Below are 15,341 nucleotides of genomic sequence, written 5' to 3' on the forward strand. Positions count from 1 at the left end.
GCTTGCGGGGGAGGGCTGGGGAGGGGGTGTCGCCACAATCGAGGACCCCGACGCGGAGAGAGCCCTCACCCGCGCCTTCAGCGCGACCTCTCCCGCAAGCGGTAGAGGTTGAGCGAGCCTCGAGCGCCGCCGGATCACCTAGCTCACCACCCTGTTGCCCAGACCGCACAGCTCCGACCTTTCGCATCTCCCCTCGGTTGCCAACGAACCGCCGTTCACCCACTATTCCCACTGACTCGACATGTGGGGGAATCGATGCCGGCATTTCGCTTCAAGACGTCATTGGCCGTCGCAAGCCTCTTCCTTGCCCTGGCCGTCCTGGCGCTGCCGCGCGCCGGTTTCGCCTACACCCAGGAGGAGCAGCAGGCCTGCACGCCGGATGCGATGCGGCTGTGCAGCGAGTTCGTTCCGAACGTCGATGCCATCACCGCCTGCATGATCAAGAAGAAGGCGCAGCTCTCGCCGCAATGCCGGGTGTTCTTCCGCCCCGGGCCCGAGCCGGGTGAGCTGCGCGCCGGCAAGCCGACCAACATCGCGCCCAAGAAGGCGTCAACGACCGCGAAGAAGAGCGCCAAGCCGGCAGCGAAGAAGAAGAAATCCAGCGAAGGCTGATCCCAGAGCGAAGCGCGTTCCTGTTTTGAAACCCCTCACGCCGGTGACATCGGTCTCGCGACAGCCACCGGACTCGTTTTGTTCGCGCAACGCCGCGCAGGCTTGCGGCCGTTACGGGCGCCGGTGACGGAAAAGGGTCGCCCGCAGCTTTGCCCGGCAAGGTTGTGTTGTCCCGTCCGCTGCTCAAAAAGCGCACAAACCGCTCCGGCGAGCGCTGTTTCGTTGCGGTCTGTGTCTCCCTGCTGCGAAGCAGTGTGACTCAAAAGCCAACACGCCTTGTTATTTCGTGGCCCCAACGCAACCCCTGATAAATTTTTCTTTCCCGAATCACCGCACTGATTCATTTTCGCGGCCTGGGGTCAATCTGGAGGCCGAAGGTATGAACGTTATTGTTTTTGCATCGCGTAAAGGCGGCTCGGGCAAGAGTACCCTGGCTGCACATCTCGCCGCGCAGATCAAGGCGAGCAAGCAGGTCATGCTCGTGGATGCGGATCCGCAGGGCTCGCTCACGCTGTGGCACAAGCTGCGTGGCACCAACGAGCCGCCGATCAAGGCTGCCGTGAACTCCGTCAGCGGCATCGTCTCCGCGGCCAAGCGCGACGGTTATGAATGGGTGTTGATCGACACGCCGCCGAACCTGTCGGCCGTCGTCGACGATGCGATCCGCAACGCGACCATGGTGATCATTCCGGCGCGTCCCGGCGTGTTCGACGTCAACGCGGTGCAGGAAACCATCCAGATGTGCCGCGCCGCGCGCAAGCCCTACGCGGTCGTGCTCAACGGTGCGCCGGCGCGCCGTGACGAGGCCGAAAGCCCGATCGTCACCATCGCCCGCGAAGCGCTGGCGAAATTCCGCGCTCCGGTGTGGGGCGGCCAGATCACCAACCGTTCGGATTTGCTGATGGCGCTGAGCCACGGCGAAGGCGCGCGCGAGTATCAGGCCGAGAGCCGTGCGGCTCAGGAGATCGCAAGGCTCTGGGCAGCGATCGAGCGTTCGGTCAAGGCCATTCGCGGCACGGCGTCGGCGTCCGGCGCAATGCACAAGCAGGCAGCTTAATTTTCATTGGTCATTTCCTGGATACGAAAAACGCGCGGACGAGCCGCGCGTTTTGCGTTTCCGGCTTCAACTGTCATTCCGGAGCGCCCGAAAGGTGAATCCGGAATCTCGAGATTCCCCGGTGCGCAATTGCGCACCTGCGTTCTGGCGCTATCGCGCCATCCCGGAATGACGAAATGAAACCTTACGCTACCAACAGCATGTAGAACACGATGACCGGCGACAAGGTGAGGATCACCGACCAGACGCCGGTCGCCCAGAGAATATCCTCGGTGGTAAAGCCCTGCTGTCCGGCGTCGCAATGCGACGCCAGTTCATTATGACTATTCACAAAACGCCTCCGCGATTTCTTCGCTTATGGCGTCAACGCTAGCCGGGATGCTTTAAGATTCCGGGTCGCCGCGACCTGCGCATTTGAGCACAGCCGTGACCTACGGTTAACCATCCCGCGCTCGCCGTCCGTCAGCCGACCAGCCAGAGACGAAACAGCAGCACCGGCATCAGGCCGAGCATCACCGCCCAGAACCCGAACGACGACACCACCAGAATGCCCTGCAAGAGATCGGCCGGCGCGAATTGCCGCGCGGCCGTCGGCCGGATGCGATGCCCCATGGTCATTCCCCCTCTGTGGAAGGTCCTTTGCGGAAACGATAGGCCCGATTGCGTAAACGAGCCGTGGATGCACGATGCGGCGGCTGCGAAAGGGATTGGGGTGACGTTAACCACGGTCGCCTCTTACCCTCCCCTGGAGGGGGAGGGTCGATCGCGCGTAGCGCGAGCGGGGTGGGGTGACGGTCTCTCGGCGTCCGGCACCGCTCGTGTCGAGAGATCACCCCACCCCGTCACGCATCTCGCTTCGCTCGATCGCGCGCCGACCCTCCCCCTCCAGGGGAGGGTGGACGCGCTACGCCGCAACCCTCGTCCGTCGCTCGATCTCGCGATCGATCGCGGCCGCGAGCTCGCTGCTCACCTCCACCATCGGCAGGCGCACTTCGGGGCTGTCGATCAGGCCGCTGCGCCACAGCCAGTACTTCGCCGGCGCGGGGCTCGGCTCGGTGAACAGGAGCCGCGTCAGCTCGGCGACCTCGTGCCAGCGCGCCCGCGCCGCGTCGTGGTTGCCGCGCTTCAGCTCGGCATGCACGGCTGCAAACGTCGCGGTCTCGACATGGGCCGACAGCACGATGCCGCCGTCGGCGCCGTCACTGAGCGCCTCGAAATAGTTGGCGTCCTCGCCGGTGAGCACGCGAAAGTCCTTCGGCCGGTCGCGCAGCAGCGCGATCGACTGCTCGCGGCTGGCGCCGCAATCCTTCAGGCCGACGATGTTCTTGTGCTCGGCGAGCCGCAGCATGTTCTGGTTGGTGATGTTGACCGCGCAGCGATAGGGAATGTTGTAGAGCGCGAGCGGCCAGGCGGCGTGGTCGGCGAGCGCCTCGAAATGCGCCAGCAGCCCACGTTGCGACGGCCGCACGTAATAGGGGCTGGCGATCAGGTATCCGTCGATCGGCCAGTCCGCGGTCTCGTCGAGGCGCTCCTGCAGGCGCGAGGTGTCCGCGCCCGAGAGCCCAAGGCAGATCGACACGGTGCGGCCGCTGGCCGCGATCTCCTCGCGCACCACGGCGACGAGACGTTCGAGCTCGGCCTCGCGCAGCGTCATGCCTTCACCGGAGGTCGCCCCCAGGATGAAGCCGTCGATGCTGTGCGCGCTGTAGTGCCGCGTCAGCCGCCGCAGCGATCTCTCGTCCAGCGCGCCGCCCTGAAACGGCGTCACCAGCGGCAGCCACAGCCCATGCAAGTGATCTCGTAGTCCGGTCATGTTCCATCTCCTTCTCGGGAAAAAAGCCTGAGACGGAGGCACATGAAAAAACCCCGTCCAGGCGGCGGGGTTTTCGGGATTTGCAGCGATGACGAAGCTAGCTAGTGCGCGCAAAAATCCGAGGCCCCGGGATGGGGGCATTTTTTCGAGACGACTGCGCACGACTTCGTGATCATGTGTAAATGATGCGGGGTATGCCTGGAACTGTCAATACACGCGGAGGGCGAAGCCCATTCTTGACGAAAAAAAGCCGGACCCGAGGGCCCGGCTTAGGTATTGGCCACGTGAGGCCGACACAATCACCTTCCAAGAGGGATTACTGAACTCCCGCGCCACTGGAGGAGGGGGACAAATGCGCAACGCGAAGGCTCAGCGTGCAAACATTATGGGCTTGCCGAGTGCCATGCAGCAACAGCCGAGGCCGCATGTCAGTCATGCGGAAATCAGGACGGCCAGCGCTGCGCCTTGCTGACCACGAAATCGCGGAACACCTGCACGCGTGCGACCGTCTTCAACTCCTCGGGATAGACGAAGTAGGTGTCGAGCTGGATCGAGTCCGACTCGCCGAACAGCTGCACGAGCTTGCTCTGTTCCTCGACCAGATAGTCGGGCAGCGCCGCGATGCCGAGGCCCTGCGCGCACGCGCGCACGAGGCCGAGGATGTTGTTGACCTTGAAATAGGCTTCGCGCGGGCCGGAGCCGTTGCGCCCGGCTTCGATCAGCCAATTGCGGTTCTGCAGATGCGGCGCGAAGTTGCCGTCGCTGAGCGTGATGATGCGGTGGGAGTCGAGCTCCTCCAGCGTGCGCGGCGTGCCGAAGCGCTTGATGTATTCCGGCGAGCAATAGGCGTGGAAGCCCATCGCGAACAGCTTGCGCTGGATCAGATCCGGCTGCGTCGGCTTGCGGGTACGGATGGCAACGTCCGCCTCGCGCATCGACAGGTCGAGCTCCTCGTCGGTGACGATCAGCGAGATCCGAATCTCGGGATAGAGCGCGGTGAATTCGCCGAGCCGCGGGATCAGCCAGTTGATGCCGACGCCGGGCGTGGTGGTGATCTTGAGATCACCGCTCGGCCGCTCGCGGCTGTCGGTCAGCTTGGCGCGCGCCGCCTGCAGCTGCATGAACACGTCATGCGCGGTGCGGAACAACAGGTCGCCCTGCTCGGTGAGGATCAGGCCGCGGGCGTGGCGGTGGAACAGCGAGACCGAGAGCTCCTGCTCCAGCGCCGAGACCTGGCGGGAGACCGCCGATTGCGACAGGCCGAGCTGCTCGCCCGCGTGCGTGAAGCTGCCCGCTTCCGCCGCCGCGTGAAACACCTTCAGCTTGTCCCAGTCCATATCCGTAAATCCGTCGCGTGTTCGGGGCATGATTCTATTCCGCTGCCGCGCGCTCGCTGGCGCGAAGGGCCAAGAAACGTTCGGCTTCGAGTGCGGCCATGCAGCCGAAGCCGGCGGCCGTCACGGCCTGGCGATAGGTCTCGTCGGCGACGTCGCCGGCGGCGAACAGGCCGGGCACCGACGTGGCGGTCGAGTTCGGGGCGACCTCGACATAGCCCGACGGTTTCAGCTTGACCTGGTCCTTAACAAGCTCGGTCGCCGGCGCATGGCCGATGGCGATGAAGACGCCGTCGGCCTTCACGTCCCTGAGCGCGCCGGTCCTGACGTTCTTGAGGCGGACATGGGTGACCTTGTTCGGGTTCTCGGTGCCGCAGATCTCGTCGACGGCGGAGTCCCAGATCACCTTGATCTTCGGGTGCTTGAACAGGCGTTCCTGCAGGATGCGCTCGGCGCGGAAGTGATCGCGACGATGCACGATGGTGACCTGCGAGGCATGGTTGGTGAGGTACAGGGCTTCCTCGACCGCGGTGTTGCCGCCGCCGACCACGATGACGTCCTTGCCGCGATAGAAGAAGCCATCGCAGGTGGCGCAGGCCGACACGCCGCCGCCCTGGAACTTCGCTTCGGACGGCAGCCCGAGCCAGCGCGCCTGCGCGCCTGTGGCCAGGATCACGCTGTCGGCGAGATAGACGTCGCCGCTGTCGCAGGTGAGACGGAACGGTCGCTGCATAGTCTCCAGCTTGGTGACCAGGTCGGTGACGATCTTGGTGCCGACGTGGACCGCCTGCTTCTCCATCTGCTCCATCAGCCAGGGGCCCTGGATCACGTCGGCGAAGCCCGGATAGTTCTCAACGTCGGTGGTGATGGTGAGCTGGCCACCGGGCTGGATGCCCTGGATCAGGATCGGCTCAAGCATCGCGCGCGCGGCGTAGATCGCCGCCGTGTAGCCGGCGGGGCCGGAGCCGATAATGACGACCTTTGCATGAACAGGAGCGGACATTTCGATGGACGCCTTTCACGGGGGATTTGCAGCGCGGGCGCGGAACGTGCCGGGAGGCCTCGCGGAGGCGCTGAAATGTCAGAGCTAATCTAAGCCTTCTGGTGAGCCATGCAAGAATTGCATTCCCTCTCGGCGGATTTTTCCAACAGGGAACAAAAGTCGATTGCGCTGCGCGCGCAATAAAATTGCGCCGACCGTATGGACTGGGCTATGAGGATTTCGACAAATCACCCAATACCGCCGCAAGGGGCAGGAGTTCCAATCACGTGTCGCGGAACCTAGACGAGATCGACCTGAAAATTCTCGCCGAGATTCAGGCCGACGGTCGAATCACGAATGTCGAGCTGGCCAAGCGCGTCGGCATTTCGCCGCCGCCCTGCCTGCGCCGGGTCCGGGCGCTGGAGGAGGAGGGCTATATCCACGGCTATCGCGGGCTGCTGGATGCGCGAAAGCTCGGATTTGACGTCACCGTGTTCGCCGCCGTGCACCTGTCCAGCCAGGCCGAGGCGGACCTGCGCGCCTTCGAGGAGTTTGTCCGCGCCGAGCCCTTGGTGCGGGAATGCTGGATGCTGTCGGGTGAAGTCGACTTCATCCTGAAATGCGTCGCCCCCGACATGGCGACCTTCCAGGATTTCGTCACCCACCTCACCGCAGCGCCCCATGTCCGCAACGTGCGTACCTCGCTGGTGCTGCACAATTCGAAATACGAGGCGGCGGTGCCGCTGGACGTGAAGGGAAGAAGATAGGCGCGCCAAGCGGTCTATCAGCTCCGTCATCCTGAGGCGCGAGGCATGGGACGCAACGCGTCCCATGGGGAGCCTCGAAGGATGCACGGCCCGTATGTAGCAGCGCGCGGCAACAGTTGGGCCGTCGCCCTTCGAGGGCCGCTGAAGAAGCGGCCACGTCAGGGTGACGGTGATAGAGTTCGCTGCACTCGCAATGACGTGTGGTGAGAGCGTGTGTTCATCAAAACCCCAGCACCATGCCAAAACAAAAAGGCCGCGCATCGCGCGGCCTTTTGAAATCGTCTCAGCAGCGGCAAATGCTTACCGCCACTCCACCTTGGTGATCTCGTACGCCTTGGCGCCGCCGGGCGTGTTGACCTCGACCGAGGCGCCTTTCTTCTTGCCGATCAGCGCGCGTGCGAGCGGCGAGGTGATGGAGATGCGGCCCTTCTTGGCGTCGGCCTCGACCTCGCCGACGATCTGCCACACCGTCTTCTTCTCAGTGTCCTCGTCGACCAGCGTCACCGTGGCGCCGAACTTGATGGTGTCGCCGGACAGTTTCGAGATGTCGATGATGTCGGCGCGCGCGAGCTTGTCCTCGAGCTCGGCGATGCGGCCCTCATTGTGGGACTGCTCTTCCTTCGCGGCGTGATACTCCGCGTTTTCCGACAGGTCTCCGTGCGAGCGCGCCTCCGCGATATGCTCGATGATCCGCGGACGGTCCACGGACTGGCGATGCTTCAATTCTTCTCCGAGCGCGGCAAATCCGGCCGAAGTCATCGGAACCTTTTCCATCTTCTCTCTCGTCCTTCAGTCGTGCGCCCCAGAACAGGGAGGGGCGACCAACCTTGATTCGTCGGTCCTTCCGGGGCCCGATACGCGGGGCGGCCGGAACATTGACAGATATATGGGCTTAGCGCCGGAACAGAACCACCACCTGGCCGGACAGTTCCTGCGGCCATTGTGGCTTCATCGCCAATCACTTAGCGGAAGCTTCGCCGCCACTAGCGATCAGGTTTCCGAAAAGTAGCTCTGCAGCGTACGAACCTCAAGGTCCCCGCCCAGATACGCGCGGATGCCCTGCGCAGCCGCCACGGCCCCGGAAAGAGTGGTGTAATATGGCACTTTATGCAAGAGGGCCGCGCGCCGCAGCGAACGGCTGTCCGCCAGCGCCTGCGGGCCTTCGGTGGTGTTGAAGACGAGCTGGACGTCGCCATTGGTGATGGCATCGACGATGTGCGGCCGACCCTCCAGCACCTTGTTCACCTTCTCGGTCGGGATGCCCTGGTCGGTCAGGAAGCGCTGGGTGCCCGAGGTCGCCAGCACCCTGAAACCAAGCGAGTGCAATTCGCGGACGGCGTCGGCGATGCGCGTCTTGTCGCTTTCGCGCACCGAGACGAACACCGTGCCCTTGCGTGGTACCCGCGTGCCGCCGCCGAGCTGGCTCTTGGCGAAGGCGACCTCGAAGTTGCGGTCGATGCCCATGACCTCGCCGGTCGAGCGCATCTCGGGGCCAAGCACCGTGTCGACGCCGGGGAAGCGCGCGAAGGGAAACACCGATTCCTTGACGCCGACGTGCTTGAGCGCCGCCTTCTTCAGCTTGAAGTCGGCGAGCCTCTCGCCGGCCATGATGCGCGCGGCGATCTTGGCGACCGGCGTGCCGATCACCTTGGCGACGAACGGCACGGTGCGCGAAGCGCGCGGATTGACCTCGAGCACGTAGATCTCGCCGTCCTTGATGGCGTATTGCACGTTCATCAGGCCAATGACGTCGAGGCCGAGCGCGAGCTCGCGGGTCTGCCGCTCCAGCTCCTCGATCATCTCAGGTTCGAGCGAGTGCGGCGGAAGCGAGCAGGCGCTATCGCCCGAATGGATGCCGGCTTCCTCGATGTGCTCCATGATGCCGACGATGAAGGTGTCCTTGCCGTCGCAGAGGCAGTCGACGTCGACTTCGGTCGCGTCCGACAGATAGCGGTCGAACAGCAGCGGGTTCTTGCCGAGCACCGTGTTGATCTGCCCGGTCTTGTCGTTCGGATAGCGCGCCTTGACGTCGGCGGGCACCAGCTCCGGCAGCGTGCCGAGCAGATAGTCGTTGAGCTGGTTCTCCTCGCGGATGATCTGCATGGCGCGGCCGCCGAGCACGTAGGAGGGGCGCACAACCAGCGGCAGGCCGAGATCGGCGGAGACGAGCCTTGCCTGCTCGACCGAGTAGGCGATGCCGTTCTTCGGCTGCTTGAGACGAAGCTTGTCGAGCACGCGCTTGAAGCGGTCGCGGTCCTCGGCGAGGTCGATGGCGTCGGGCGAGGTGCCGAGGATCGGCACTTCGGCGGCTTCCAGCGCATGCGCCAGCTTCAGCGGCGTCTGGCCGCCGAACTGCACGATCACGCCGTGCAGCGTGCCCTTGCTGCGCTCCGTCGCGATGATCTCCAGCACGTCCTCGGCGGTGAGCGGCTCGAAATAGAGCCGGTCGGCGGTGTCGTAGTCGGTCGACACCGTCTCCGGATTGCAGTTGACCATGATGGATTCGTAACCGGCATCGTGCAGCGCGAAGCAGGCATGACAGCAGCAATAGTCGAACTCGATGCCCTGACCGATGCGGTTGGGGCCACCGCCGAGAATGATGACCTTCTTCTTGTCGGATGGCGTGCTCTCGTCCGCCGATGCTCCTGCAAACGGCGCTTCATAGGTCGAATACATATAGGCGGTCGGCGAGGCGAACTCGGCCGCGCAGGTGTCGATGCGCTTGTAGACCGGGCGAACGCCGAGCGCGTGGCGCTTCGCCTTGACCTCGGCCTCAGTCGTCTCGGCGAGCACGGCGAGCCGCGCGTCGGAGAAGCCCATCGCCTTCAGGGTACGCATGCCGAAGGCGTTGCCGGGGAGGCCGTTCTTCCTGACCTTCTCCTCCATCTCGACGATGCCGCGCATCTCGCCGAGGAACCACGGATCGATCTTGCAGGAGTTGAAGATGTCTTCGTTCGACCAGCCCAGCCGCATGGCCTGGGCGACCTGAAGGATGCGGTTCGGCGTCGGCGTGCCGAGCGCGGCCCGGATCGCATTCTTGTCGTCGTCGCGGCCGAGGCCCTCGATCTCGATCTCGTCGAGGCCGGTCAATCCGGTCTCGAGCCCGCGCAGTGCCTTTTGCAGGCTTTCCTGGAAGGTGCGGCCGATCGCCATGACTTCGCCGACCGACTTCATCGAGGTGGTCAGCGTGGTCGAGGCGCCCGGGAATTTCTCGAAGGCGAAGCGTGGCACCTTGGTGACGACGTAGTCGATCGTCGGCTCGAACGAGGCCGGCGTGGCGCCGCCGGTGATGTCGTTGGCGATCTCGTCCAGCGTGTAGCCGACGGCGAGCTTGGCGGCGACCTTCGCGATCGGAAAGCCGGTGGCTTTTGAGGCCAGCGCGGAGGAGCGCGACACGCGCGGATTCATCTCGATGACGACCATGCGGCCGTCTTCGGGATTGACGCCGAACTGCACGTTGGAGCCGCCGGTCTCGACCCCGATCTCGCGCAGCACCGCCAGCGAGGCGTCGCGCATGATCTGGTATTCCTTGTCGGTCAGCGTCAGCGCAGGCGCCACCGTAATGGAATCGCCGGTGTGCACGCCCATCGGATCGAGGTTCTCGATCGAGCAGACGATGATGCAATTGTCTTTTTTGTCGCGCACCACCTCCATCTCGTACTCTTTCCAGCCGAGCACGGATTCTTCGATCAGCACTTCGTTGGTGGGAGACGCATCAAGGCCGCGTTCGATGATGTCGAGGAACTCTTCCTTGTTGTAGGCGATGCCGCCGCCGGTGCCGCCCATGGTGAAGGAGGGGCGGATGATCGCGGGCAGGCCGATCTCGGACAGCGCCATCATCGCCTGGCCCAGCGCATATTCCTGATAGCGCTTGCGGCGGTCGCCTTCGCCGAGAGTCCATTGCCGATCGAGCTCTTCGAGCGCCGCGCCTGACAGTTTCTCGCGTTCGGCGTGGTATTTGTCGCGGAACGACTTCTTCAGCTCGGAGGCGTTGGCAAGCCGCGACTTCGGCGTCTGCAGCCCGATCTTCTCCATGGCGTTGCGAAACAGCTGGCGGTCTTCGGCCTTGTCGATGGCATCAGCGGTGGCGCCGATCATCTCGACGTGGAACTTCTCCAGCGTGCCCTGCCGGCGCAGCGACAGCGCGCAGTTCAGCGCGGTCTGGCCGCCCATGGTCGGCAGCAGCGCAAAGCCGCCGGGAATGACGTGACGTTCCTTCTCGATGATCTTGGCGACGATCTCGGGCGTGATCGGCTCGATATAGGTCGCATCGGCCAGTTCCGGATCGGTCATGATGGTGGCCGGGTTGGAATTGACGAGGACGATGCGGTAGCCCTCCTCCTTCAGCGTCTTCACCGCCTGGGTGCCCGAATAATCGAACTCGCAGGCCTGGCCGATCACGATGGGGCCGGCGCCGATGATCAGGATGGTGGTGATGTCTGTACGTTTGGGCATCAACTCTCGCCGAAGTGGAATTTGGGCACAAAAAAAGGGCGCGCTTGCCGCGCGTCCCCTAAGCCGAGAGCGCGGGGTCTCCCTCGCGCGCGGGTGGGTCTTAGACCAGTTTTCGGGGCGGCGAAACCCCGAAAAATGCCCATCAACCGGCAATTTTGACGGGTTTTGGCCGGGCCTGCCAGCCACGGGCGAGATGCACCAGAAGCGAGGCCGCAACGCTCGTTCCGCCGATCCAGCCGAGGTCGGTCGGCGACAGGGTGGCCAGCACCGCGCCGCCCAGCGCTCCACCGATGGCGAAGCCGAGATACATCGACGATGCGTTGAGCGAGAGCGCGATCATCGAGGCCTGCGGCTCGATCCGGATGATGCTGGCGAGCTGGGCCGGATAGAACGCCCAGCCCGAGAGGCCCCAGAGGAAGATCGCGCCCAGCACCGCGTAATGCGCCTGGCCGGGCATCAGCTTCAGGACCAGCGAATGCAGGATCAGGGCGCCTGCCATGCCGGCGAGCCCGAGGCCTGCGGTCGCGAGCGTGCCGAGCCGGTCGGCCAGGACGCCACCAAGCATGTTCCCGATCGCGGCCGCGCCGCCAAACACCAGCAAAGCAAGGCTGATCTGCGAGTCGTCGAAGCCGAGGCCGCGCAGCGGCACCGCGAAATAGGTGAACACCGTGAAGCCGCCCAGCGCCCATAACATCGTAATCAGAAGCGCGACCACAACGTGGCCGTGGCGCGCTACCGCCAGCCGTTCGCTGAGCGAGGCTGTATTGCGCGGCAGGCCTTTGGGCAGGCCGAGCAACAGGCCGGCGAGCGCGACCGCGCCGATCAGGGCGACCATGGCAAAAGTCGCGCGCCAACCGAGCAGGCTGCCGACGAGGTTGCCGAAGGGAACGCCGACCACGGTCGCAACCGTGAGCCCCGCGGTGACCAGCGCCACCGCGCGCCCGCGCCGTTCGGGCGCTGCGACGGCCACGGACACCGCAAGTGCCGTCGGCATGCACAGCCCCGAGCCCAGCGCCATCAGCATCCGCGAGGCCAGCAGCAGGGCATAGTTGGATGCGACCATCGCCGCGAGGTTGCCTGCAATGAAGGTCGTCAGGGCCAGGGCGAGTACGGTGCGGCGGTCGATGTTGTTCAGCGCCACGGCGAGGATAGGCGAGCCCACCGCATAGGTGAGGGCATAGGCGGTGACCAATTGGCCTGCGGCCGAGACCGAAATCGAAAGATCGGTGGCGATTGCCGGCAAAAGTCCCGCAATGACAAAGCCTTCAGTGCCGATCGCAAAGGCCGCCAGGGCCAGCCAGAACACGCTCATTGGAAAGTCCTCATGTTCAATGTTTATTGAACTATTGGATGCTGCGGTTCAGGAGTCAATCGGTTCAAGAACTATTGAACATCATGGCCGCGTCACTATGATCTGCACATGAGCCGCACACCTCTTCATCCGAACCGCGAGCAGATCGAGCTGCCGATGGTGCTGGATTGCCTGAGCGATCCGATCCGGCTCGCCATCGTCTATCAGCTCGCCCAGCAAGAACGTGTCAGCAGCGAACTCTGCTGCGGTGATTTCAGCGGGCTTGGCGGCAAGTCGAACCTCGCCTACCACTTCGCCAAGCTGCGCGAATGCGGGTTGATGCAGACGCGCCTGGCCGGAACCAATCGGTTCATGCGGCTGCGCCGGGAAGATCTGGACGCGCGGTTCCCGGGCCTGCTTGACGCCGTGATCAGCTCCGCAGCCAGGGATGCGGACCGGCTTCAACTGCTGCCGGAGTGTAATGTAGTGAAGGTGGATTGAGGTCGGCGCGGGCAGTCCGTCTACGCTTTCGCTCCGCTCCAGCTACGCCAGACACGCTTCGCCCCTGCGGGCTAGCGTGGCTGCGCCACGTGTAGCCCGCGGGGGCGAAGCGTGGAGACCCGGCCTGGATTTGAACCAGGATGAAGAGCGATGCACCGCCCCCGCGTAGACACTTCCGCCACCGGGCCATCAGGATTATTCCCGATCAGCGTGCGACAGGCCACTACAGCTGATTGTTATGCTTAACGGACCAGAGGCGGCCGCGCGATGAAGGTCATGCGCCAGCGATTATGGCCAATATTGCTGTGGGCGCGCTGGACCGCGAAGCCCGCTGCCTTCAGCTTGGCGGTGATCTCGTCTTCGCTGTAGCGCTGCAGCCCGATCTTCGAGCGCAATTGACGGTAATCCGACAGCGCGGTGCTGATCAGCCCGATCAGCGCGTCCTTCAGGAAACCGTGGCGCAGGCCGAAGCCGAGCAGCGCCATCACGTCCCTGACCATGCCGACATTGGGCTGGAGGATATCGCCAAGCACCAGCTTGCCGGAGGGCTTCAGGATGCGGCGGATGTTGAGGAGGGCGGCATCGAGCTCCTCCGGCGTCATGTATTGCGCGACCGAGTTCATCACGACGAGGTCGATGGACTGGTCCTGCATCTTGCGGACGTCGTCGAGCGAGCGGACGCGGATCTTGGTATTCGGGGCGAACCGCGCGATCAGCCGGCCGCGCACGCCCGGCGCCGGCTCGGCCAGGATCAGCTTGCCGCAGGCGGCTGCCACCTGGTTCGCCGACAGCGCTTCCCCGCAGGCATAGTCCAGCACCGTCGCATCAGGCGAGGGGATGTAGCCGATGATGTCCCACGCAATGATCTGGAAGTGCAAGTCGCGATGCAGCTTGCTGACATAGATCGTATGCGTGGAGTCGTAATAATCGATCCAATCGTCCATGGTATTCGAAGGTCCCGGCCAAACGGTTCCTACTCAGGAACCGGCGCTGCCCGCCTTGCGTTAGGGGTGCGACGGCGCGCCGTCAATGTCCGCGTCCTAACAGGAAGGTCCCCCGTGAGCAAAACCAACAACAAGGTCTCGCCCGATCTCGACACCCCCACCGATCTGCCGCCCGCTGGGGTCAAGAAGGTCTCGGAGGCGCTCAACGTGCTTCTGGCCGACGCGTTCGCGCTTTATCTCAAGACCAAGAATTTCCACTGGCACATCAGCGGGCGCCACTTCCGGGATTACCATCTGCTGCTCGACGAGCAGTCCGACCAAATCTTCGCCACCACCGACCAGCTGGCCGAGCGCGTCCGCAAGATCGGCGGCACCACGCTGAAGTCGATCGGCCAGGTCGCGAAGCTCCAAACCATCAAGGATAACAACGAGGACTACGTCCCGCCGCGCGAGATGCTGCGCGAACTCATGCAGGACAACAAGCACGTCGCAGCTGCGATGCGCAAGGCGCACGAGGTCTGCGACGAGGCCGGCGACGTCGCCAGCGCCAGCATCCTCGAGAACTTCATCGACGAGACCGAGCGCCGCACCTGGTTCCTGTTCGAAGCGACAAGGCAGGAAGGCGCCAACGAGGCGTAGGTCACAACGTCGCCTCGGACTTTGCCGGAACGACGCTGTGAGCTCGTAACCTAAGGCTGCCGGAGCTGGCCATGTTAGCCGAGGGCCGTCCAGCTTCGATAGAGCATGTAGGTCGCGACCGCGATGATCAGCGCGGCGAAGACGTTGTTGAGCGCGCCTCTCTTGCCGGCGAGGTGCTTGGCCAGCCGCGCACCGAGCAGGCCGCCAACGGCGCCCCCCGCAAGGAATACGGTCGCAAGCCGCGAGTCGACCAAGCCGGATAGGGCGTAGTTGGCCGCGGTGGTGAGTCCAAATGCCGTCACCGAGACGAGCGAGGAGGCGATGGCATTGAGGATCGGCATCCCGGTCGCCAGCATCAGGGCGGGCACGATCAGGAAGCCGCCGCCGATTCCGAAGAAGCCCGACAGGGCGCCGGACGCAAGGCCAAGGCCCAGAAGCGCCGGGAAATTTTCGCGACCGAGCCTCACGGCAAAATCGCCGTCGCCCGCGCGCTTGCGCAGCATCAGCGCGCCGACGACGAGCATCAACAGCGCGAAGATCAGCAGCAGTTTTTGGCCGTCGAGCATCTTGCCGAGTGTCGAGCCGCCGAGCGCGCCCACAATACCCGCCACCGCAAAGACGCTCGCGCATGGCCATTTCACATTGCCCGCTTTGGCATGGTTCGCGAGGCTAACCCCCGCATTCGCTGCCACCGCGATCGCGCTCGTCCCGATCGCGAGATGCGGATTCGCGACACCGACGAGATAGACCATCAGTGGGACGGCCAGGATCGATCCCCCGCCGCCGACAAGCCCAAGTGAGAAGCCGACAAGCGAGCCGGAGAGCGAACCGAGCGTCATTCGCGCTATAGGGAGCGCAACCATCATTCATGCTCCAGGAGATCCCGCGCAACAGCGCGGGAGGAAATGAACAGCAGCAAGACGGTCAGCGCGCTGCCGCTGTTCCT

Annotated in this window: 15 protein-coding genes; 5 read left to right on the top strand and 10 right to left on the bottom strand. The window is 64.2% G+C overall.

The features are described from left to right. The first annotated feature begins 255 nt into the window (after window positions 1–255). Window positions 256–612 carry a hypothetical protein gene (locus ACVIIV_RS13040; RefSeq protein ID WP_456744546.1) on the top strand — a complete coding sequence of 119 codons (357 nt, stop codon included), beginning with the start codon at window positions 256–258 and terminating at the stop codon, window positions 610–612. Between the two features lie 379 nt (window positions 613–991). Then, a complete protein-coding gene (locus ACVIIV_RS13045; protein ID WP_027575286.1) occupies window positions 992–1,669 on the top strand; it encodes a ParA family protein in 678 nt (225 codons plus the stop codon). A gap of 184 nt (window positions 1,670–1,853) precedes the next feature. On the opposite strand, the gene ACVIIV_RS13050 is transcribed toward ACVIIV_RS13045, so the two are convergent. From ACVIIV_RS13050 to trxB, 5 genes are all read right to left on the bottom strand, one after another. Continuing rightward, the gene (locus ACVIIV_RS13050; protein ID WP_456744547.1) at window positions 1,854–2,000 is read right to left on the bottom strand and encodes a hypothetical protein; all 147 of its coding nucleotides are present in this window, start codon (window positions 1,998–2,000) and stop codon (window positions 1,854–1,856) included. Window positions 2,001–2,131: 131 nt separating this feature from the next. Continuing rightward, on the bottom strand, window positions 2,132–2,281 hold the full coding sequence (locus tag ACVIIV_RS13055; RefSeq protein WP_165935876.1) for a hypothetical protein: 150 nt from the start codon (window positions 2,279–2,281) through the stop codon (window positions 2,132–2,134). Window positions 2,282–2,573: 292 nt separating this feature from the next. Further along, window positions 2,574–3,482 (bottom strand): 4-hydroxy-tetrahydrodipicolinate synthase family protein, encoded by a 909-nt coding sequence (locus ACVIIV_RS13060; protein ID WP_456744548.1) that lies wholly within the window; start codon window positions 3,480–3,482, stop codon window positions 2,574–2,576. A gap of 443 nt (window positions 3,483–3,925) precedes the next feature. Beyond that, the gene (locus tag ACVIIV_RS13065; RefSeq protein ID WP_025032176.1) at window positions 3,926–4,849 is read right to left on the bottom strand and encodes a LysR family transcriptional regulator; all 924 of its coding nucleotides are present in this window, start codon (window positions 4,847–4,849) and stop codon (window positions 3,926–3,928) included. Window positions 4,850–4,853: 4 nt separating this feature from the next. Then, window positions 4,854–5,819, bottom strand: coding sequence for a thioredoxin-disulfide reductase (gene trxB / locus ACVIIV_RS13070; protein WP_456744549.1), 966 nt, complete (start codon window positions 5,817–5,819; stop codon window positions 4,854–4,856). 266 nt (window positions 5,820–6,085) lie between these two features. On the opposite strand from trxB, the gene ACVIIV_RS13075 reads away from it, so the two are divergent. Further along, the gene (locus ACVIIV_RS13075; RefSeq protein ID WP_027534298.1) at window positions 6,086–6,565 is read left to right on the top strand and encodes an Lrp/AsnC family transcriptional regulator; all 480 of its coding nucleotides are present in this window, start codon (window positions 6,086–6,088) and stop codon (window positions 6,563–6,565) included. Window positions 6,566–6,865: 300 nt separating this feature from the next. Here ACVIIV_RS13075 and greA read toward each other — a convergent pair whose 3' ends face one another. The 3 genes from greA to ACVIIV_RS13090 all read right to left on the bottom strand — a co-directional run bounded on the left by greA (window position 6,866) and on the right by ACVIIV_RS13090 (window position 12,332). Next, on the bottom strand, window positions 6,866–7,339 hold the full coding sequence (greA, locus tag ACVIIV_RS13080; protein WP_027525218.1) for a transcription elongation factor GreA: 474 nt from the start codon (window positions 7,337–7,339) through the stop codon (window positions 6,866–6,868). Between the two features lie 216 nt (window positions 7,340–7,555). Then, window positions 7,556–11,020, bottom strand: a complete 3,465-nt coding sequence (carB, locus tag ACVIIV_RS13085; protein ID WP_456744550.1) for a carbamoyl-phosphate synthase large subunit — start codon at window positions 11,018–11,020, stop codon at window positions 7,556–7,558. Between the two features lie 142 nt (window positions 11,021–11,162). Then, window positions 11,163–12,332, bottom strand: coding sequence for an MFS transporter (locus ACVIIV_RS13090; RefSeq protein WP_456744551.1), 1,170 nt, complete (start codon window positions 12,330–12,332; stop codon window positions 11,163–11,165). Window positions 12,333–12,440: 108 nt separating this feature from the next. Here ACVIIV_RS13090 and ACVIIV_RS13095 point away from each other — a divergent pair, with 108 nt between their 5' ends. Then, a complete protein-coding gene (locus tag ACVIIV_RS13095) occupies window positions 12,441–12,812 on the top strand; it encodes an ArsR/SmtB family transcription factor (protein WP_456744552.1) in 372 nt (123 codons plus the stop codon). Window positions 12,813–13,054: 242 nt separating this feature from the next. Here ACVIIV_RS13095 and ACVIIV_RS13100 read toward each other — a convergent pair whose 3' ends face one another. Continuing rightward, the gene (locus tag ACVIIV_RS13100; RefSeq protein ID WP_456744553.1) at window positions 13,055–13,756 is read right to left on the bottom strand and encodes a class I SAM-dependent methyltransferase; all 702 of its coding nucleotides are present in this window, start codon (window positions 13,754–13,756) and stop codon (window positions 13,055–13,057) included. Window positions 13,757–13,870: 114 nt separating this feature from the next. Here ACVIIV_RS13100 and ACVIIV_RS13105 point away from each other — a divergent pair, with 114 nt between their 5' ends. Next, complete coding sequence (locus ACVIIV_RS13105; protein WP_456744554.1) at window positions 13,871–14,395, top strand: Dps family protein; 525 nt, start codon at window positions 13,871–13,873, stop codon at window positions 14,393–14,395. A gap of 74 nt (window positions 14,396–14,469) precedes the next feature. Here ACVIIV_RS13105 and ACVIIV_RS13110 read toward each other — a convergent pair whose 3' ends face one another. Continuing rightward, window positions 14,470–15,261, bottom strand: a complete 792-nt coding sequence (locus ACVIIV_RS13110) for a sulfite exporter TauE/SafE family protein (RefSeq protein ID WP_456744555.1) — start codon at window positions 15,259–15,261, stop codon at window positions 14,470–14,472. Window positions 15,262–15,341 lie beyond the last annotated feature (80 nt).

The sequence above is a fragment of the Bradyrhizobium sp. USDA 4354 genome (assembly GCF_054060315.1).

Bases quoted from the DNA above. Each gene is read 5' to 3' on its own strand.
- ACVIIV_RS13040 (WP_456744546.1), top strand. From the start codon at position 256: ATGCCGGCATTTCGCTTCAAGACGTCATTGGCCGTCGCAAGCCTCTTC.
- ACVIIV_RS13045 (WP_027575286.1), top strand. From the start codon at position 992: ATGAACGTTATTGTTTTTGCATCGCGTAAAGGCGGCTCGGGCAAGAGT.
- ACVIIV_RS13055 (WP_165935876.1), bottom strand. From the start codon at position 2,281: ATGGGGCATCGCATCCGGCCGACGGCCGCGCGGCAATTCGCGCCGGCC.
- ACVIIV_RS13060 (WP_456744548.1), bottom strand. From the start codon at position 3,482: ATGACCGGACTACGAGATCACTTGCATGGGCTGTGGCTGCCGCTGGTG.
- ACVIIV_RS13065 (WP_025032176.1), bottom strand. From the start codon at position 4,849: ATGCCCCGAACACGCGACGGATTTACGGATATGGACTGGGACAAGCTG.
- trxB (WP_456744549.1), bottom strand. From the start codon at position 5,819: ATGTCCGCTCCTGTTCATGCAAAGGTCGTCATTATCGGCTCCGGCCCC.
- greA (WP_027525218.1), bottom strand. From the start codon at position 7,339: ATGGAAAAGGTTCCGATGACTTCGGCCGGATTTGCCGCGCTCGGAGAA.
- carB (WP_456744550.1), bottom strand. From the start codon at position 11,020: ATGCCCAAACGTACAGACATCACCACCATCCTGATCATCGGCGCCGGC.
- ACVIIV_RS13090 (WP_456744551.1), bottom strand. From the start codon at position 12,332: ATGAGCGTGTTCTGGCTGGCCCTGGCGGCCTTTGCGATCGGCACTGAA.
- ACVIIV_RS13095 (WP_456744552.1), top strand. From the start codon at position 12,441: ATGAGCCGCACACCTCTTCATCCGAACCGCGAGCAGATCGAGCTGCCG.
- ACVIIV_RS13100 (WP_456744553.1), bottom strand. From the start codon at position 13,756: ATGGACGATTGGATCGATTATTACGACTCCACGCATACGATCTATGTC.
- ACVIIV_RS13110 (WP_456744555.1), bottom strand. From the start codon at position 15,261: ATGATGGTTGCGCTCCCTATAGCGCGAATGACGCTCGGTTCGCTCTCC.